Below are 19961 nucleotides of genomic sequence, written 5' to 3' on the forward strand. Positions count from 1 at the left end.
GGCCCGCCGATGAAGGATGAATCACGAAGATCATGCCGGCTCCTCGCGCGGCGGCTGCGCCGGCGGATGCAGCGACAGACGCATGCCGACGAGCGCGTGCAGCGTGTCGCGCAGCCATTTCTCCGCGACCACGTCCTGCGACTGAACGATCGCGCGCGACGCGACCTGCGCGCTCGATTCGTCGATGCTGCGGATGAGCGCGGGCGGCACCGGCTGACGCGCGCGCCGCGCGATGCAGAGTTCGAAGTAGCGGCGCAAGGCGTCGAGCACGTCGTCGACGGAACGCTGCAATTCTTCCGGCAGCTTGCGGCGCGTGCGGCGCAGATCGAGCGCATTCAACGCGACGCGAAAATCGCGAAAGCTTTCGATCGAAGGATGACGGTGCGAGTCCGTCGCGGCATGGCGCGGCAGCAGTTGCATCAGCCGGTCGAGCATGCGCGCGTAGAGATTGCGCTGATCGTCGATGACTTCCGCCGACGATGCGCTCAGCACGATATCGGCCCATGCCGAACGCGTGAGCCGCTCGGCGGCCAGCTCCGCGCCGAAGGGCCGCGTGGCGCGCGTCCACAGAAAAGCGAACAGCAGGCCCGCGACGCCCGCGAGGTTGCTGTTGACGAACACGAAGAAGTTCGCTTCGTAGGCGCTCTGAATGCTGATGAAGGTCGCCGTGTTGACCGCGACGAGCATCGTGACGAGACTGAAGCGCGGGTTGGTCGTCAACGTGCCGATGACGAGAAACGGTCCCGCGAAGATCAGCACGAGCATCGGGAAATCATGCACGTTCGGCAGCACGACAAACACGTACAGACCGGCGAGCACCACGCTCATGCAGGTGGCCACGAAGAACTTGAAGACCTGCGGCGCGGGCTCGTCGAGCGCGGCGAAGAAGCAGCACGACACGGCGGCGAGCGTCACGGCGCCCGCGCCGTCGTTCCAGCCCGACTGAATCCACAGCACGCATGCGACGATGATCGCGCTCACCGCGACGCTCGTCGAAAACAGCATCATGCCGCGATCGAAGTAGCGCGCCGTGCCGCCGAGACGCCAGTGCCGGAAATGAGGCCGCCACTCGCTCGTTTCGTTGAGGATGGCCGCGCGCAAGGCGCGAATGTCCTGCCATACGTCGATGACCTGACCGAGACGCCACAGCGCGTTCGACAATAGCGCGCCGTCCGTGCTCGCAAGCGCTTCGACGGAGGGACGCATCGTCTGGATGCGCTCGCGCAATGCATCGGGCTCGCGTTCGTTCGCGACGTCCGTTTGCGGGCTGGGCATCGGCGCGCCGACCCAGGCGGCGACATCCTTGAGCAGCGCGTCGAGTCCTTCGGGATGCCGGCCGTGTTTGGCGACGAGTTCGATCAACGGATCGGCCATCGACGAAATGAGCGGCAAGAATATCTGCATGCGGCCCTGCAATGCCCGCGCGCGGCGAATGATGTCGGGCCGCGTGTGATCGTAGGTCAACTGGCTCAGCAGCAGTTCGAGACCGTTGACCGTTGCCGCGAGCCGCTGGCGGGCCGCCGAAATCGATGCGCCCGCGATATGTCCGGACAGCGTTTCGCAGGCGTAGAAGGCGGCGTCGCGAAACCATGCGTCCGTTCGTACGATGAGCGTCGGCGCGAGCCGGCTCGGAAACACCGCGCTGCCGACGATGCTCGCCACCGCGATGCCGAGCAGAATCTCCTGCGTGCGCGTGATCGCGAGATCGAACACGGCCGCGGGATTCGTCACGGCGGGCAGCGCGATCAAGGGCAGCGTGTAGCCCGCGAGCAGAAACACATAGCTGCGCGCGCTGCGGTCGAACATCGAAAGATAGAGCAGGGTGCCCGTCCATAACGCGACGATCACGCTGAAGAGAAACGGCGATTCGACGAACGGCGGCACGATGAGCACCGCGCCAGCCGCGCCGATCATCGTGCCGAGCGCGCGATAGAGCGCTTTCGAGCGCGTCGCGCCCACGAACGGATTCGAGACGATGTAGACGGTTGCCATCGCCCAGTACGGCCGCGGCAATTCGAGCGCGAGGCCGATGTACAGCGCGATCATCGCGGCGGCGAAGGTCTTCGCGGAAAAGAGCCACTCGCGCGCGGAAGGGAAAGGCATGGCGCTATGCTCCGCGCTTTCCGGCGGGCCGGGCCGGTTTCGGGATGTCGCCGACGGCTTCGAGGGCGGCGAGCAGTTTCGCATCCGGCGACGTGCTGAACGCATTGAGCACGCGCAGCGTCGTCTCGAGATCTTCGCGGGTCACGCCCCGCAAAAGCCGCGCGCGCAGCGTGACGAGGCGTTCTTCCATGCGCGCGGTGACGGCGCGCCCTTCGTCGGTGAGCGTGATGGTCTTCGCGCGCTTGTCCTCGGGATCTTCGTCGCGGCGCACGAGACCGGCCGCGCACAACTGATCGAGCAGCCGCACGAGCGACGGCCCTTCGATGCCGACATGTTCCGCGAGCGTCACCTGACGCACCGCCTCGCCGAGCCGGTTGGCCGTGAGCAACGGCACGGCGCACGCTTCCGAGACGCCGTAGGACGCGAGCACGCCGTGACTCGTGCGACGCCAGCGGCGCGCGGCCAGCACGAGCGTGCTGCTCACGGAGCGGCGCAGAGTATCGAGTTGGGTCATGCGGCGGAATTATAGACACAAGGTTATTCGTTAGCATGCTATCGAATGAGAAACTTTTCTTTCAGTTTCGTAGGCGAGGGCGGGCGTGGCGCTTGCTAAAGCGCCCATTTGTCGTGATATCTTTTCGGCTCGACCCTCCCGCGCGCGCCGCCATGCCGATCACCTATCTCCGGGGCCTGACCTCGCCTAGCCGCACCGATACCTCGAACCGGCGGCTCGGCTGCGCGCTCGCCTTCGTCGCGGGCGCGGCGAACGCGGGCGGCTTTCTCGCCGTGGGGCAATACACGTCGCACATGTCGGGGCTCGTGTCCTCGATCGCCGATAACCTCGTGCTCGGCCAGGCGGCGTTCGTCTTCTCCGCGATCGGCGCGGTCGGCGCGTTTCTCGGCGGCGCGGCGACATCGGCGGTGCTCATCAACTGGGGACGGCAGCGGCGCGCGCATAGCGTGTTCGCCACGCCGCTCCTGCTCGAAGCCGCGCTGCTGCTCGTGTTCGGCGTGCTCGGCGCGAATCTGGAGACGCACCGCGTGTGGGACGTGCCGCTGACCGTCGCGCTGCTGTGCTTCGTTATGGGCCTGCAAAACGCCATGATCACGAAGATTTCGAAGGCCGAGATTCGTACGACGCACGTGACGGGACTCGTCACGGACATCGGCATCGAGATCGGCAAGAGTCTTTACTGGAACCGCGGCATCGCGCGCAGCGACGCAGGCTACGTGCGCGCGAATCACGCGCGGCTCGCGCTCCTGAGTTCGTTGTTCGGGATGTTCATGCTCGGCGGTTTCGCGGGTGCGACCGGTTTCGCGCATTTCGGTTTCGCGACGACGGTGCCGCTCGCCGCGATGCTGCTCTTGCTCGCCTTAGTCCCGCTCGCTGATGATTTCGCCGCGGGCAGGCGCCGGGGGCGGGGTTAGGCGCTTTGCGCCGCCTCTGCGACGATCCAGTCGCGAAACAGCTGCATGCCCGGTGAAAGCCGCCGCGACTTGAGCCACGTGAGCCAGTAGCCGCCGGTATGCACTTCGATATCGAACGCGCGCACCAGCAGGCCCGCCTGCAATTCCCGCACGAACATGCGCGGCGGCGCGAGCGCGACGCCCGCGCCTTGCACCGCGGCTTCCACCATCAGACGCGACGAATCGAACACGGGGCCGTTCATCGTCCACGGGTCGAGGCCCGCGGCTTCGAACCAGCCGCGCCAGTCGTCGGCGCGATACGAGCGCAGCAGCACTTCATTGGCGAGATCGGACGGCGCGCTCAAACGCCGCGCGATATCGGGCGCGCATAGCACGGCGAGCGGTGCATCGAGGAGCAGCGTGTTATGCGTCGCGGGCCAGGCGCCGGCGCCGAAGCGGATCGCGAAATCCAGCCCTTCCGACGCCGGATCGACGAGATTGTTATGCGTGAGCAGCCGCAATTCGACGAACGGATGCGTCTCGCGAAACGCCCTCAGCCGCGGCATCAGCCAGCCGACCGCGAACGTGCCGACCACGCCCACCGTCAGCACTTCATGAAAATGCCCGCCTTCGAACTGCTTCAGGACCGCTTCGATGCGGCCGAACGCATCGCTCAGCACGGGCAACAGCGCGCGGCCTTCATCGGTGACGTTGAGCCCGCGCGGCAGGCGTCTGAAGAGCGGCGTGCCGAGCCGCTCTTCGAGCGCGCGCACTTGCTGGCTGACGGCCGCCTGCGTGACGTTCAGTTCCTGCGCGGCACGCGTGAAGCTCAGATGCCGCGCCGAGGCTTCGAACGCGCGCAACGCATTCAGGGGAAGATGAGGGCGCATGGCTCGCATAAGATTTTCTATTGCCTGCGGTAAATTATCCTCGATTGTCGACGACGCCAAAAGAGCGGATATTTCGCTTCGTTCCAATCATGCAAACCAGAACGAAGGATCAAGACCATGAAGTGTCGTGCGCTGAGCGTATTGGCGGCAGCCATTTTTTCTTTTGGCGCGATGTCGGGCGCTGCGTTTTCACACGATGCGGCGAGCATCAGATCGACGGTCGATGAAACCATCAGGCCGTTGATGGCCTTGCACGGCATCGCGGGCATGGCCGTGGGCGTCGTCGTGGACGGCCAGCCCTATGTGTTCGACTACGGCGTGGCGTCGAAGGCGACGCATGCGCCCGTCACGCGCGATACGCTCTTCGAGATCGGCTCGGTCAGCAAGACGTTCACCGCGACGCTCGCATCGTATGCGCAAACGCAGGGCGATCTCTCGCTGACCGATCCCGTGAGCAAGTATCTGCCGGCGCTCGGCGGCAGCGCGTTCGGCAAGGTCACGCTGCTGAATCTCGCCACGCACACGCCGGGCGGCCTGCCGCTGCAAGTGCCCGACGACATCCACGACAACGCGCAGTTGATGCGGTACTTCAGCGCATGGCGTCCCATGCAGCCGCCCGGCACGATCCGCACGTATGCGAATCCGGGCATCGGCACGCTCGGGCTGATCACCGCGAAGAGCATGCGGCAGGATTTCGACGCGCTGATGCAAACGCGGCTCTTTCCGGCGCTCGGCCTGAAGCATAGTTATATGCAGGTGCCCGCAACGAAGCAGCGCGACTATGCGCAAGGCTATGCGAAGAACGACACGCCGATTCGCATGAAGGGCGGCGTGCTGTCTTCCGAAGCCTACGGCGTGAGAACGACGGCAGCGGACATGACGCGCTTTCTGCAGATCAACATGAACATGGTGCACATCGATCCGGCGTTCCAGCGCGCCGTCGACGCGACGCATACGGGCTATTTCCAGGCGGGACCGATGACGCAGGATCTCATCTGGGAGCAGTATCCGTATCCGGTCGCGCTGCAAGCGCTGCTCGACGGAAACGCGCAGGCGATGATCATGAACGCGACGCCCGTCACGCGCATCGATCCGCCGCAGCCGCCGCGCGACGATGTGTGGATCAACAAGACCGGCTCGACCAACGGCTTCGGCACGTATATCGCGTTCGTGCCGAAGGCGCGCGTGGGCATCGTGATGCTGGCCAATCGCAACATCCCGAACGAGGAGCGCGTGAAGGCCGCGTATGCGATCATCACGTCGCTAACGGGCAGCCGATAACGAACTCACGCGATGCGCATCGATCCCTATAGTCTCGAACTCTTCATCTCGGTCGTCGAGGAAGGATCGATCGCGCGCGCCGCGAGCCGCAGTCATATCGCGCCTTCGGCATTGAGCCGGCGTATCGCGGATCTCGAAGCGGCCATCGGCGTGGCGCTCTTGATCCGCTCGCCTTCCGGCGTGCAGCCGACCGAAGCGGGAAGGCACGCCTATGCGAGCGCGCGCGCCATACACGGCCAGCTCGACAGCATGGCGCGCGAAGTCCAGTCGATGAGCGGGCAGATCGCGGGCGTCGTGCGCCTGCACGCGAATGCGTCGGCGATCGTGGGCTTCCTGCCCGAGCGGCTGACGGGCTTCAAGGCGCGCTATCCGCTCGTCGAGATCGCGTTGACCGAGCAGATCAGCGATGAAGTCATTCGCGCGTGTCTGGACGATCGCGCGGACGTCGGCATATCGGCGAGCGGCAAGACGCCCCCGGGCATCGAATCATGGCGCTTCGCCGACGATCCGCTCATGGTCGTGCTGCCGCCCGGTCACGACCTCGCACAAGCGGAGACGTTGAGCTTCGCCGAAGTCACGCGCTTTGCGCTCGTCGCGCTGCAGGCGGGCGGATCGCTCGATCAGACCTTGAAAGAACATGCCGATGCCGCGCGCCTGCCGCTCAACGTGGCCGTCACCGTGAATAGCTTCGACGCGCAATGCCGCATGGTCGAAGCGGGCCTCGGCATCGGCATCGTGCCGACGAGCGCGGCCTCCGCCTTCGCGGGTTCGCGCAATTTCGTGCGCGTGCCGTTGCGCGAAAGCTGGGGCAGCGGCCGCCGCCTGCATGTGCATGCGCCGCGCAAGTCCTCGCGGCTCAAGGCGGTGCAGGCGCTGATCGATGCGCTCATCGAAGGCAAGGGTTAACGCGGACATCGTCTCCCGCGATGGCCCATGTGCCGAACGAACACTGTTGCACGCGGGTCCGAACGTCTAGATTGGCAGCCAGGGAGAATTGCAATGGCCAATCTGGAAACAAGCAGGCTGGAAATAAGCGGGCGAATCCTGTTTCTGTGCGCGGACCCGGCGAAAGTCGAGCGTCAGCTTGCGGGCATCGACCTCACGCCCGATGAAGCGGGTGCATTGCGCGACGATGTCTCCACCGACGAGATCACGCCGATCGGCGTGCTCACGCGCTTCGACGAACGCCTCGGTCAGTGTCCGTATGTCGGCTTTCATGCGGGCGGGCGCAATCCTGTCGGCACCGATGCCGTGCGCGCGGGCCGCTTTCAGGTAACGGTCGCGGGCAATCGCTATGGCAAAGGCTCCTCGCGCGAACATAGCCCGCTCGCGGAATATCACGCGGGCATTCGCCTCGTCATCGCACGCAGCTTCGAGCGGATCTACCGGCAGAACGCGGACAATCTCGGCCTCTTCACCTCGACGGATTTCGGCCTGATCGAACGTATCCGGCGCGGCGAATCGATCGACGTGGAAGAACTCGTCGCAGGCCGCGATCCGCTTGCCGCCGCGATCCTGAAGAGCGGCGGTCTGCTGCGATACGGGCAGTTGCATATGCAGCGCGTCAGCATCGAACCCGTATCGGCCGATGACGCGCCGCGCACGCTCGTCGAAAAGATTCTCGCGCGGCATGCATTGACGACCGGCATGACGAACGCGACGCTCGAACCCGGCAACGGCATCTTCGTGCGCGCGGACTGGCGTTTCATCCACGAGTACTACACGGGCATGGCCGCGCACATGCTGCACGCGACGTTTGGCCGTCCCCTGACGCTCTACGAACCGCATGGCGTGCTCGCGTTCGAGGATCATCTTTCGTATTCGCATCGCAGCGAACTGCATGTGAAGCATGGCCTGCTGCCGAACGTGCGCGAGCTGTCGGCGGCGCATCGCGCCTTCGCGCATGACTATGGCGTGCGCAATCACGGCTATCTGAGCGAGACGGAAAGCGAGCTCGACGAAGGCTCCGAAGGCATCTCGCACGCGATGATGGCCGAGCGTTACGCACGGCCGGGGCAGGTTGTCGTCGGCACGGATTCGCATACGCCGCATAGCGGTGCGCTCGGTTGCGTCGCGTTCGGCGTCGGCACGACCGACATGGCCAATGCGTTCGTGACGGGCGCGGTGCGCATGACGGTGCCGCAATCGTTGCGCATCGAATTGCATGGGCCGGTTCCGGCGGGCGTGACGGCGAAGGACATCGTGCTGCATCTGCTCGCCGATGCGCGCATCCGCGCAGGCGCGGGCGTCGGCAAGGTGTTCGAGTTCGCGGGCTCGGCCATCGCGAGCCTGTCCACCGACGAGCGCACGACGCTCACCAACATGACCGCCGAGCTGGGCGGCTTCACCGGCATCGTCGCGCCCGACGAAGAAACCGTGCGCTTCCTGAAGGAACGGCGCGGCATCGACTTCACGATCGAGCCGTGGATGAAGAGCGACGAAGGCGCGCGTTACGCCGATGTCATCGCGATCGATTGCGCGCAACTCACGCCGATGCTCGCCGCGCCCGGCGATCCGGGCAACGGCATTGCGCTTCACGCGCTGGATGAACGGCCGCGCATCGATATCGCCTACGGCGGCTCGTGCACGGCGGGCAAGCGCGAAGACTTCGATCACTATCACGACGTGCTTGCATGGGCCGCCGAACGCGGATTGCGCGTGCCGGATCACGTCAAGCTGTATCTGCAGTTCGGCACGCAGGACGTGCGCGACTATTGCATCGCGCAAGGCTATGTCGATGCATTCGAGCGCGTCGGCGCGATTCTGCTTCAGCCTTCGTGCGGCGCGTGCGCGAACTGCGGGCCGGGTTCATCGACGGACACGCGGCAGGTCACGATCAGCGCGATCAATCGAAATTTTCCGGGCCGCTCGGGTCCGGGCAAGGTGTGGCTCGCGAGCCCGCCGACGGTCGCGGCAAGCGCACTGCTCGGCAGCGTCGGATCGTTCGCCGAGTTGCGGGCGCGCTTCACGAAGTAAGCACGACCGGGCCGCCTTCGATGCGGCATCGGCATAACTAAAGGAGACAGCAATGGCTATCATGCAGGGCACTTCGAGTCTGCACGACGCCGCCGGCCGCACGCTAACGGACGCGCCGGCGATCGCGAATACAGAGGACACGGCGGGCATCTCGGCGCGCCTCGACCGGCTTCCCGCGACGCGCGCGGTGTGGAAGCTCATCTTTCTCCTGAGCCTCGGCTTTTTCTTCGAGCTTTACGACCTGCTCTTCACGGGCTATATCGCGCCGGGCCTCGTGAAAAGCGGCATTCTCACCTCGACGACAGCGGGCCTGTTCGGCACGACGGGCATCGCGAGTTTCATCGCCGCACTGTTTTGCGGGCTTTTCATCGGCACGATCGCGTGCGGCTTTCTCGCCGACCGTTACGGACGCCGCGCGATCTTCACCTACTCGCTGCTGTGGTACGTCGCGGCCAATACGGTGATGGCGTTCCAGGACACCGCGCTATGGCTCAACTTCTGGCGCTTCGTGTCGGGACTGGGTATCGGCGTGGAACTCGTGACGATCGGGACGTACATGTCCGAGCTTGCGCCCAAGCATCTGCGTGGCAGAGCCTTCGCGGTGTGTCAGGCGATCGGCTTTTCCGCCGTGCCCGTGGTCGCCTTTCTTTCGTATCTGCTCGTGCCGCACGCGCCGTTCGGTTTCGACGGCTGGCGTTGGGTCGCGCTGGCCGGCGGCGTCAGTGCGCTTTTCGTCTGGTACTTCCGCCGCAATCTGCCGGAAAGCCCGCGCTGGCTCGCAAGCAAAGGCCGCGTCGATGAAGCCGATGCCGTTCTGCGCCGTCTCGAAGATCAGGTCGCGCGGCAATACCGCAAGCCGCTGCCCGCGCCGGGTCCGTCCGATCCGATCGCGAAGAAGGCCGGTTTCGCCGATATGTGGAAGCCGCCGTATCGCAAGCGCACGCTGATGCTGATCGTCTTTCATATCTTCCAGACGGTCGGCTTTTATGGCTTCGCGAACTGGGTGCCGACCCTGCTCGTGAAGCAGGGCGTGACGGTCACGTCGAGCCTGCTTTATACGACCGTGATCGGACTGGCTGCGCCCATCGGTCCGCTGCTCGGCTACTGGATCGCGGACCGGTTCGAGCGCAAGCATGTGATCGTCTTCATGGCGGGCGTGAATATCGTCGCGGGCCTGCTGTTCAGCCAGGCGGGCGGTCCCATGACGATCGTCGCGCTCGGCGTCATGCTCACGCTCGCGGGCAACATCATCTCGTTCACGTATCACACGTATCAGCAGGAGCTTTATCCGACGACGATCCGCGCCCGCGCCGTCGGCTTCGTCTATTCGTGGAGCCGGCTCTCGGCGGTCTTCAGTTCGTTCGCGATCGCGTTCGTGTTGAAAGAGGCGGGCGTGACGGGCGTATTCGGCTTCATCGCGGGCGCGATGCTGCTCGTGATGTTATCGATCGGCTTGATGGGCCCGCGCACGCTCGGCAAATCGCTCGAAAGCATTTCGCATTGACTCGGCTAACCGCCGCACGCGTGAATCAGGAACTGCTGCACGGCGGTCGCGGGGGCGTCCAGCACGGCGCCCTTGCGCCAGATCATGCCCGCTTCCATATGAGGAATGGCGTCGTTCACGGGCCGCGCTTCGATGCGCTTGCCTTCGAGCGACCAGGGCCTAAACACCATGTCCGATAGCACGGTGACGCCGAAGCCATGCGCCACCAGCCCACGCAGCGCCTCCATCGAACTCGTGCGAAACGCGATGTTCGGTGCGATGCGCTTCTTATGCCAGTAGCGCATCGTCGATTGCTCGCCTTCATCGACGGTAATCAGGATGTACGGATGCGCGGCGATATCTTTCAGCGACACGGCGTGTTGCTGCGCGAGCGGATGCGTCGGCGCGACCCACAACTGGCGTCGCGATCGCATCAATACCTGACTGTCGAAACGCTCCGGATGCTGCAGATTCGATAAGAGCACGACGCCGATATCGACCTCGCCGTTGGCGACCGCCGTTTCGATATCGGCGCGCTCCATGTCGCGCAAGTCGAAATCGATGAACGGATACGTCGCACGAAAGCGCGCGAGCAACTCCGGCAAAAAATACCCGAGCACCGTATAGGACGCGGCAATGCGTGCCACGCCGCGCATGTCGTGCGAGCGAAAGCGCGGCTGATGCATGGCGTCGCGGGCGGCGTCGAGCACGCGGCGCGCGTGGTGATGGAAGTCCTGGCCATCGGGCGTCAGCGCGACGCCTTGCGGCATGCGTTCGAACAACTTCGTGCCGAGCGCGCTTTCCAGCGCCAGCACCGCATTCGTGATCGCGGATTGCGATACGTGCTCGTTGGCGGCCGCCATCGAAAACTGGCCGGTTTGCGCGGCGGCCACGAAATAGCGCAACTGGCGAAGCGTGAGATCGAAGGCCATCTGATTTTCGAATACCAGAGTTGTTTATTCGTGATTTTACGATAGCGGTTCAGCTTTCTATACTGCGCAAAAAACAATGCCCCGAACCTGGAGACACGCCCCTCATGAACGCACCCGATCGCGCCGCGCTGGCCGCAGCAACCGATGTTTCCCTAGACGATAAATACACGCTGGAGAAAGGCCGCGTCTACATCAGCGGCACGCAGGCGCTCGTGCGCCTGCCGATGTTGCAAAAAGCGCGCGACCGCCGTGCCGGACTGAATACGGCGGGCTTCATTTCGGGCTATCGCGGCTCGCCGCTCGGCGCGCTCGATCAGTCGCTATGGAAGGCGAAGCAGCATCTGAAAGACAACGACATCGTGTTTCAGCCGGGCGTCAACGAAGATCTCGCGGCAACGTCGATCTGGGGCACGCAGCAGGTGAATCTGTGGCCGGGCGCGACGCGCGACGGCGTGTTCGGCATGTGGTACGGCAAAGGGCCGGGCGTGGATCGCACGGGCGATGTGTTCAAGCACGCCAACTCTGCCGGCACTGACAAGCACGGCGGCGTGCTCGTGCTCGCGGGCGACGACCACGCGGCGAAGTCCTCGTCGGTGGCGCATCAGTCGGATCATGCGTTCATCGCGGCGGGCATTCCGGTGCTGTATCCGTCGAACGTGCAGGAATATCTCGATTACGGTCTGCATGGCTGGGCCATGAGCCGTTACTCCGGCCTGTGGGTCGCGATGAAATGCGTGACCGACGTGGTCGAATCGACGGCGTCGATCGATCTCGATCCGGACCGCGTGGAGATCGTCACACCGGCCGATTACGCGATGCCCGCGGAAGGTCTCAACATTCGCTGGCCCGATTCGCCGCTTGCACAGGAAGCGCGCCTGCTCGACGAGAAGTGGTACGCCGCGCTGGCCTATGTGCGCGCGAACAAGCTCAATCGCGTGGTGCTCGATTCGGACAAGCCGCGCTTTGGCATCATCACGGCGGGCAAGGCGTATCTCGACGTGCGTCAGGCGCTCGTCGATCTCGGCCTCGACGATGAAACCTGCGCGCAGATCGGTCTGCGCGTGTTGAAGGTCGGCTGCGTGTGGCCGCTCGATGCACAGGACGCGCGCGCATTCGCCACGGGTCTCGAAGAAATTCTGGTCGTCGAAGAGAAGCGGCAGATTCTGGAATATGCGCTGAAGGAAGAACTGTATAACTGGCGCGAGGACGTGCGCCCGCGCATCTACGGCAAGTTCGACGAACGCGACAATGAAGGCGGCGAATGGTCCGTGCCGCGTGGCGACTGGCTATTGCCCGCGCATTACGAGCTGTCGCCCGCGCTGATCGCAAAGGCCATCGCGCGCCGTCTCGCGCGCGCCGATCTTCCCGCCGATGTGCGCGCCCGCATGCTGGCACGCGTCGAAACCATCGAAGCGAAAGAACGTGAAGCGGTGAAGCCGCGCGTCGATGTCGAGCGCAAGCCGTGGTTCTGCTCGGGCTGCCCGCACAACACGTCGACGCGCGTGCCCGAAGGCTCGCGCGCGCTCGCGGGCATCGGCTGCCATTACATGTCGATGTGGATGGACCGCAAGACCGAAACCTTCAGCCAGATGGGCGGCGAGGGCGTCGCGTGGATCGGGCAGATGCATTTTTCCGGCGACAAGCACGTTTTCGTCAATCTCGGCGACGGCACGTACTTTCATTCGGGCCTGCTGGCGGTGCGCGCGGCGATCGCGGCGAACGCGAACATCACCTACAAGATTCTTTATAACGACGCCGTCGCGATGACCGGTGGCCAGCCCGTCGACGGCGTGCTGACCGTGCCGCAGATCGCGCATCAGGTCTATGCGGAAGGCGCGAAACGCATCGTCATCGTCACGGACGAGCCGCAGAAGTACGATGCGGGCGTCGCGCTGCCGGACGGCGTGAACGTGCATCATCGCGACGAGCTCGACCGCATTCAGCGCGAGTTGCGCGATACGCAAGGCACGACGATCCTCATCTACGATCAGACTTGCGCAACGGAGAAGCGCCGCCGCCGCAAGCGCGGCACGTATCCCGATCCGGCGCGCCGCGCGTTCATCAACGATGCCGTGTGCGAAGGCTGCGGCGACTGCTCGGTGCAGTCGAACTGCCTGTCCGTCGAGCCGATGGACACGCCGCTCGGCACGAAGCGCAAGATCAATCAGTCGTCGTGCAACAAGGACTTTTCGTGCGTGAAGGGCTTCTGCCCGAGCTTCGTGACGGCGGAAGGCGCGCAGGTTCGCAAGCCCCGGGCGTCGAAGGAAACCAAGCCCGACTTCGATAAGCTGCCGTCGCCTTCATTGCCCGCGCTATCGAAGCCTTACGGCATTCTCGTGACGGGCGTGGGCGGCACGGGCGTCGTGACGATCGGCGGATTGATCGGCATGGCGGCGCATATCGAGCGCAAGGGCGTCACGGTGCTGGACATGGCAGGCCTCGCGCAGAAGGGCGGCGCGGTCCTGAGTCACGTGCAGATCGCGCCGGAGCCTCGCGCCCTGCACGCCACGCGTATCGCGACGGGCGAAGCGCGGCTCGTGATCGGTTGCGATGCGATCGTGTCGGCCTCCAACGACGTGCTCTCGCGCACCCGAAACGGCGTGACGCAGGCGGCGATCAACAGCGGCGCGACGCCGACCGCCGGTTTCGTCACGGACGCGAACTGGACCTTTCCGGCCGCGCAGACGGAGCAGGCGCTACAGGACAGCATCGGCGCGGGCTGCGCATTCATCGACGCCAACGCGCTCGCGCTCAAACTGCTCGGCGACACGATCTATTCGAATCCGCTGCTGCTGGGCTTTGCATGGCAGAAGGGCTGGCTGCCGCTCGAACTCGCGAGCCTGAAGCGCGCGATCGAACTGAACAATGTTGCCGTCGAGAAGAACGTGCTCGCGTTCAACTGGGGACGCTTCGTTGCCCAGCATGGCGTGGGCGAGCTCATCAAGCCCGCGCAACATGCGATCGTGATGAAGATGCCCGAGTCGCTGGAAAACGTGATTGCGACACGCGAGACCTTGCTTACGGCGTATCAAAGCGAAGCGTATGCGCGTTCGTATCGCAGCGTGGTCGAGCGCATCCGCGAGAAAGAGAAGTCGCTGAACCCGAAGCTGCCGTTGACGCGCGCGGTTGCGAAGAATCTCGCGAAGCTCATGGCCTACAAGGACGAGTACGAAGTCGCGCGCCTCTATGCCGACCCCGCCTATCTCGACAAGCTGCGCGAACAGTTCGAAGGCGAGCCGGGCCGCGATTACAAGCTCATGTTCCATCTCGCGCCGCCGCTCTTCGCCAAGCATGACGAGCACGGCCATCTCGTGAAGCAGCGCTTCGGCGCGTGGATGCTGCCCGCATTCCGCGTGCTCGCGAAGATGAAGGGCTTGCGCGGCACGTCGCTCGACGTGTTCGGCAAGACGGAAGAGCGCCGCACGGAGCGCGCGATGATCGCGGATTACATCGCGCTCGTCGATGAATTCTGCGCGACGCTCGATGCCGACCGTTTCGACACCGCGCTGCAACTCGCGAGGCTGCCCGACGAAATCCGCGGCTTCGGCCATGTGAAGGCGCGCAACATGGCGGCGGTTGCAAGCAAGCGCGAGCGTCTGATCGGACGTTATCGCGCGCCGGTGGAGTTGGCCGCGACGGCCTGAGCGCCGTACACCTCGCGGGCGGCGGCGCGTAACGCATCGACCATGACTTCCGTGGCCGGTGTGAAGAGCCGGTCCGCCCGCGTGACGATGCCGAAGTCGTCCATCTGGCAATCCATCGGCAGCGGCAGCATGTCGACGATGCCATGCCGCGCGTAATACAGCGCGACGTCTTCCGCCACGACGGCGATCATGTCGCTCTGTTCCAGCACTTGCGTGATGAAGAGAATCGCCGCCGTCTCGACGACATTCGACGGCGGCGCGAGGCTCGCGCGCTGGAACATCAGTTCGAAGCGATGCCGCAACACGCTGCCCGCGGGCGGCACGAGCCACGCCGCATCGCGCACGCCGCTCAATGTGAGCGCCTTCTCCTTCAGCAACGGATGCCCCGCGCGCACGACCGCGCGCACCGGCTCGCCCGCAAGCTGCTCATAACGCAGCCGCACCTTGTCATGCTCGACCGAGAGCCGGCCGATGACGATATCGAGCTTTTCCTGCGCGAGCCGTTCGAGCAGCACGTTGCTCGTATCGATCTCGACGGAAATGCGGATATCCGCGTGCGCGCGCTTCACGGCGGCGACCGCGGCGGGCAAAAGCCGCACGCCCGGCGAGGTGATCGCGCCGAGCGCCACATGGCCGAGCCGTCCCGACGCGAGCGCGACGAGTTCTTCCTGAGCCTGATCCAGACTGCCGAGCACGGCGCGCGCGTGACGAATCATCGCGTCGCCATACAACGTCGCGCGCACGCCGCGCGGTTCGCGCTCGAATAGCGCCACGCCGAGCGTTTCTTCCAGCTCGCGCAAGAGCTTCGACGCGGCGGGCTGCGTCATGTTCAGCACGGCCGCCGCGCGATGAATATTGCCTTCCTCCGCCAGCGCGACGATCAGCAGAAGCTGCCGCGTCTTCAGGCGATTGCGCACATACCAGGGACTGGGATTCAGCATGTAGGGGTTTATACGAATGCTGGTTTGTATATCGATAACGTCCAACTTTTCATTAGTCCATTATCTCGCGGCCTTTTAGACTTCGCCAAATCGAATTTTTGACGGGGATGAAACCGATGGCCGCATCGAAGCCCAAGCTGCGCTCCGCGCAATGGTTCGGCACCAACGACAAGAACGGCTTCATGTATCGAAGCTGGATGAAGAACCAGGGCATTCCGGATCACGAGTTCGATGGCCGGCCGGTCATCGGCATTTGCAATACGTGGTCCGAGCTCACGCCGTGCAACGCGCACTTTCGCAAGATCGCGGAGCACGTGAAGCGCGGCGTCTATGAGGCGGGCGGCTTTCCCGTCGAGTTTCCGGTGTTCTCCAACGGCGAATCGAATCTGCGCCCGACGGCGATGCTTACGCGCAATCTCGCCGCGATGGACGTCGAGGAAGCGATTCGCGGCAATCCCATCGACGCGGTCGTGCTGCTCACCGGTTGCGACAAGACCACGCCCGCGCTCCTGATGGGCGCGGCAAGCTGTGACGTTCCCGCGATCGTCGTGACGGGCGGCCCGATGCTCAACGGCAAGCTCGATGGCAAGAACATCGGCTCGGGCACGGCGGTGTGGCAACTGCATGAGTCGCTGAAGGCCGGCGAGATCGATCTGCATCAGTTTCTTTCCGCCGAAGCGGGCATGTCGCGCTCGGCGGGCACCTGCAACACGATGGGCACCGCGTCCACGATGGCCTGCATGGCCGAAGCGCTCGGCACGTCGCTGCCGCACAATGCCGCGATTCCCGCCGTCGATTCGCGCCGCTACGTGCTGGCGCATATGTCGGGCATCCGCATCGTGGAGATGGCGCTCGAAGGGCTGACGCTCTCGAAGATTCTCACGCGCGAGGCGTTCGAAAACGCGATCCGCACGAACGCCGCGATCGGCGGCTCGACCAACGCGGTCATTCACCTGAAGGCGATCGCGGGGCGCATCGGCGTGCCGCTCGAACTGGAAGACTGGACGCGCATCGGCCGCGACACGCCCACCATCGTCGATCTGATGCCCTCGGGCCGCTTCCTCATGGAAGAGTTCTATTACGCGGGCGGCCTGCCTGCCGTGCTGCGGCGTCTGGGCGAAGCCAAGCTGATTCCGCATCCGGATGCGCTCACGGTGAACGGCAAGTCGCTGTGGGAGAACGTGAAGAGCGCGCCCATCACCGACAACGAAGTGATTCGCACGCTCGACAATCCGTTGATCGACGACGGCGGCATTCGCATTCTGCGCGGCAATCTCGCGCCGCGCGGCGCGGTGCTGAAGCCTTCCGCGGCGAGCCCCGAATTGCTCAAGCATCGCGGCCGCGCGGTCGTGTTCGAGAACCTGGAGCACTACAAAGAGCGCATCGTCGACGAATCGCTCGATGTCGACAAGCACTCCGTGCTCGTGTTGAAGAACTGCGGGCCGAAGGGTTATCCCGGCATGGCCGAAGTCGGCAACATGGGCCTGCCGCCCAAGCTCCTGCGTCAGGGCGTGAAGGACATGGTGCGCATCTCGGACGCACGCATGAGCGGCACCGCTTACGGCACGGTGGTGCTGCACGTCGCGCCGGAAGCGGCGGCGGGCGGACCGCTTGCGGCAGTGCGCGACGGCGACTGGATCGAGCTCGACTGCGATGCCGGCACGCTTCATCTCGACATCAGCGATGAAGAGCTCGCGCGCCGCATGAGCGATCGCGAGCCGCCGCGCAAGCACGGCGAGGGCGGCTATCAGCGGCTTTATGTCGATCACGTTCTGCAGGCGGATGAAGGCTGCGACCTCGACTTTCTCGTCGGCAAGCGCGGCGCGGCCGTGCCCCGGCATTCGCATTGAAAACTCCCAAAAGAACCTGAGAGCGTTGTTATCGTGCGCGTCGCATGGCTAAATCGGGGACTCTTGAAACGAACCGGCACGCCGATGCCGGTCGAGATTGTCGATAGATAGGAGACCCTATGAATACGGAAAACGCGGCCGCGCTGGAACGCGCCGCACCCGGCACGGATCGCGCGATCGATCATCCGGACGCGAGCGAGCGCCGCATCATCGGATTGCTGGTGCGCAAGCTGTTGCCGTTTCTCGCGCTGATCTACGTGGTGGCCTACATCGACCGCACGGTCGTCGGCTTTGCCAAGCTGCACATGAATGCCGCGGTGGGCCTGAGCGATGCCGCCTATGGCCTCGGCGCGGGCCTCTTTTTCATCGGCTATTTCCTGTGCGAGGTGCCGAGCAATCTCGCGCTGGAGCGCTTCGGCGTGCGCGTGTGGTTCGCGCGCATTCTCGCGACGTGGGGCGTGATCACGATGGCGATGGCGCTCACGCGCGGCCCGATGAGCTTCTACGCGCTGCGCTTTCTGCTCGGCGCGGCGGAGGCGGGGCTGTATCCCGGCATCCTGTATTACTTCACGAAGTGGTTTCCGCTGCGTCAGCGTGCGCGCATCATCGGCTTGCTGATGCTGGCACAACCGATCTCCGGCATCGTCACCGGGCCGGTCGCCGGCTGGCTGCTGTCCACGCATGGCGTCTTCGGCATGTCGAACTGGCAGACCCTGTTCGTCGTGAGCGGCCTGCCCGCCGTGCTGCTCGCGCTGCCGACCTTGCGCGTGCTGCCCGAGTCGCCCGCGCATGCGCGCTGGCTCGCGCCGGCGGATCGCGCGTGGATCGAGCGCAAGCTGGCCGAGGACCGCGCAGCCTACGCGCTGAAAGCGCACGGCAATCCGCTCGCGACGCTGAAGGACCGGCGCGTGCTGCTGCTCGCGTTGCTGTTCCTGCCGTTTCCGCTCGCGATTTACGGCCTTTCGCTGTGGCTTCCGACGATCATCAAGAGCTTCGGCGTCACCGATTCGATGACGGGCCTGCTCTCCGCTGTGCCGTATCTCTTCGCCGTAGTCGGGCTGTGCATCGTGCCGCGTCACTCCGACAGGAAGCGGGAACGCTATGGCCATATCGTCGCGGTGACGAGCTTCGGCGCGTTGATGCTGGCGGGCAGCGCATGGGCGGGCAGCGCGCCGTTGCAGTTCGCGTTCATATGCCTCGCCGCGTTCTCGCTGTATGCGATTCAGCCGGTCGTGTGGGCATTGCCGGGGCAATTTCTGACCGGTGCGAGCGCGGCTGTCGGCATCGCGACGATCAATTCCATCGGCAATCTCGGCGGCTATTTCGGGCCCGCGGGCATCGGCTTCATCAAGGATCGCACGGGCCATCTCGCGGACGGCCTCTACTTTCTGGCGGCGATGCTGTTCGTGGCGGTCGTCGTCACCTTCGTCGTGCGCCGCGCGCTCGACCGGCCGCGCGCCCGATGAACCCATGAGATTCCCATTCAATTCACTCTGGACGCCAGCATGACGAGCCTCGCCCATCCACGCTATCGCGGCATCTTCCCGGTCGTGCCGACGACCTTCACCGAATCCGGCGAACTCGATCTGGAAAGCCAGAAGCGCGCGGTCGATTTCATGATCGATGCAGGCTCGGACGGCCTCGCGATTCTCGCAAATTTCTCCGAGCAGTTCTCGCTCGCCGACGATGAGCGCGACACGCTCACGCGCGTCATTCTCGAACACGTCGCGGGCCGAGTGCCGGTGATCGTCACGACATCGCATTACGGCACGCGCGTGTGCATCGAGCGCAGCCGGCGCGCGCAGGAACTCGGTGCCGCGATGATCATGGCCATGCCGCCGTATCACGGCGCGACGTTCCGGGTGCCCGAAGCCGCTATTTACGCGTTCTATGCGCGTCTTTCGGATGCCCTGACCATTCCGATCATGATCCAGGACGCGCCGGCCGCGGGTACGCCGCTGTCCGCGCCGTTTCTTGCGCGCATGGCTCGCGAGATCGAACAGGTGTCGTACTTCAAGATCGAGACGCCGGGCGCGGCGAACAAGCTGCGCGAATTGATTCAACTCGGCGGCGAGGCGATCGAAGGACCGTGGGACGGCGAAGAAGCGATCACGCTGCTCGCCGATCTCAACGCGGGCGCGACCGGTTCGATGACAGGCGGCGGCTTCCCCGATGGCATTCGTCCGATCATCGAAGCACATCGCAACGGGCGCATCGACGAAGCATTCGAGCTGTATCGGCGCTGGCTTCCGCTCATCAATCACGAGAACCGGCAAGCGGGCCTGCTCGCGGCGAAGGCGCTGATGAAGGAGGGCGGCGTGATCGCATGCGATGCGCCGCGTCATCCGCTGCCCGCGATGGGCCGCGAAACGCGCGATGAGCTGATCGCCATTGCGCGACGTCTCGATCCGCTGGTGTTGCGCTGGGCGCGATAGCGTTATCGTGAACGCTCGC

14 protein-coding genes are annotated in these 19961 nt (G+C 64.7%); 9 read left to right on the forward strand and 5 right to left on the reverse strand.

The window, feature by feature from the left end; all coding sequences use genetic code 11:
• Positions 1-30: 30 nt before the first annotated feature.
• Positions 31-2103 (reverse strand): FUSC family protein, encoded by a 2073-nt coding sequence (locus AWB70_RS07380; RefSeq protein ID WP_053571209.1) that lies wholly within the window; start codon positions 2101-2103, stop codon positions 31-33.
• A 4-nt stretch (positions 2104-2107) separates the two neighbouring features.
• Complete coding sequence (locus tag AWB70_RS07385; protein WP_014252170.1) at positions 2108-2617, reverse strand: MarR family winged helix-turn-helix transcriptional regulator; 510 nt, start codon at positions 2615-2617, stop codon at positions 2108-2110.
• Positions 2618-2769: 152 nt separating this feature from the next.
• On the opposite strand from AWB70_RS07385, the gene AWB70_RS07390 reads away from it, so the two are divergent.
• On the forward strand, positions 2770-3531 hold the full coding sequence (locus AWB70_RS07390; RefSeq protein ID WP_014252171.1) for a YoaK family protein: 762 nt from the start codon (positions 2770-2772) through the stop codon (positions 3529-3531).
• On the opposite strand, the gene AWB70_RS07395 is transcribed toward AWB70_RS07390, so the two are convergent.
• Positions 3528-4409 (reverse strand): LysR family transcriptional regulator, encoded by an 882-nt coding sequence (locus AWB70_RS07395; RefSeq protein ID WP_053571210.1) that lies wholly within the window; start codon positions 4407-4409, stop codon positions 3528-3530. The two genes, AWB70_RS07390 and AWB70_RS07395, sit on opposite strands and share 4 nt — an antisense overlap.
• A gap of 108 nt (positions 4410-4517) precedes the next feature.
• Here AWB70_RS07395 and ampC point away from each other — a divergent pair, with 108 nt between their 5' ends.
• The 4 genes from ampC (at position 4518) to AWB70_RS07415 (ending at position 10161) form a co-directional block, all read left to right on the forward strand.
• Positions 4518-5681, forward strand: coding sequence for a class C beta-lactamase (gene ampC / locus AWB70_RS07400; RefSeq protein WP_053571211.1), 1164 nt, complete (start codon positions 4518-4520; stop codon positions 5679-5681).
• Between the two features lie 12 nt (positions 5682-5693).
• Positions 5694-6587: a LysR family transcriptional regulator gene (locus tag AWB70_RS07405; RefSeq protein ID WP_053571212.1), complete on the forward strand. Its 894-nt coding sequence runs from the start codon at positions 5694-5696 to the stop codon at positions 6585-6587.
• Positions 6588-6680: 93 nt separating this feature from the next.
• Entirely contained in the window at positions 6681-8657 is a 1977-nt protein-coding gene (locus AWB70_RS07410; RefSeq protein ID WP_053571213.1) for an aconitase family protein, read from the forward strand.
• 52 nt (positions 8658-8709) lie between these two features.
• A complete protein-coding gene (locus AWB70_RS07415; RefSeq protein ID WP_053571214.1) occupies positions 8710-10161 on the forward strand; it encodes an MFS transporter in 1452 nt (483 codons plus the stop codon).
• Positions 10162-10166: 5 nt separating this feature from the next.
• Here the strand turns inward: AWB70_RS07415 and AWB70_RS07420 are convergent, their stop codons facing one another.
• The gene (locus AWB70_RS07420; RefSeq protein ID WP_053571215.1) at positions 10167-11072 is read right to left on the reverse strand and encodes a LysR family transcriptional regulator; all 906 of its coding nucleotides are present in this window, start codon (positions 11070-11072) and stop codon (positions 10167-10169) included.
• A gap of 104 nt (positions 11073-11176) precedes the next feature.
• Here AWB70_RS07420 and AWB70_RS07425 point away from each other — a divergent pair, with 104 nt between their 5' ends.
• A complete protein-coding gene (locus AWB70_RS07425) occupies positions 11177-14716 on the forward strand; it encodes an indolepyruvate ferredoxin oxidoreductase family protein (protein ID WP_053571216.1) in 3540 nt (1179 codons plus the stop codon).
• Here the strand turns inward: AWB70_RS07425 and AWB70_RS07430 are convergent.
• The gene (locus tag AWB70_RS07430; protein ID WP_053571217.1) at positions 14680-15657 is read right to left on the reverse strand and encodes a LysR substrate-binding domain-containing protein; all 978 of its coding nucleotides are present in this window, start codon (positions 15655-15657) and stop codon (positions 14680-14682) included. The two genes, AWB70_RS07425 and AWB70_RS07430, sit on opposite strands and share 37 nt — an antisense overlap.
• Positions 15658-15773: 116 nt before the next feature.
• Here AWB70_RS07430 and AWB70_RS07435 point away from each other — a divergent pair, with 116 nt between their 5' ends.
• From AWB70_RS07435 to AWB70_RS07445, 3 genes are all read left to right on the forward strand, one after another.
• Positions 15774-17507: an IlvD/Edd family dehydratase gene (locus AWB70_RS07435; protein WP_053571218.1), complete on the forward strand. Its 1734-nt coding sequence runs from the start codon at positions 15774-15776 to the stop codon at positions 17505-17507.
• A gap of 119 nt (positions 17508-17626) precedes the next feature.
• A complete protein-coding gene (locus AWB70_RS07440; RefSeq protein ID WP_053571219.1) occupies positions 17627-18973 on the forward strand; it encodes an MFS transporter in 1347 nt (448 codons plus the stop codon).
• 39 nt (positions 18974-19012) lie between these two features.
• A complete protein-coding gene (locus tag AWB70_RS07445; RefSeq protein ID WP_053571220.1) occupies positions 19013-19942 on the forward strand; it encodes a dihydrodipicolinate synthase family protein in 930 nt (309 codons plus the stop codon).
• Positions 19943-19961 lie beyond the last annotated feature (19 nt).

Origin of the sequence: Caballeronia cordobensis (genome assembly GCF_001544575.2) — a bacterium.
In the GTDB taxonomy this organism is placed as follows: domain Bacteria; phylum Pseudomonadota; class Gammaproteobacteria; order Burkholderiales; family Burkholderiaceae; genus Caballeronia; species Caballeronia cordobensis.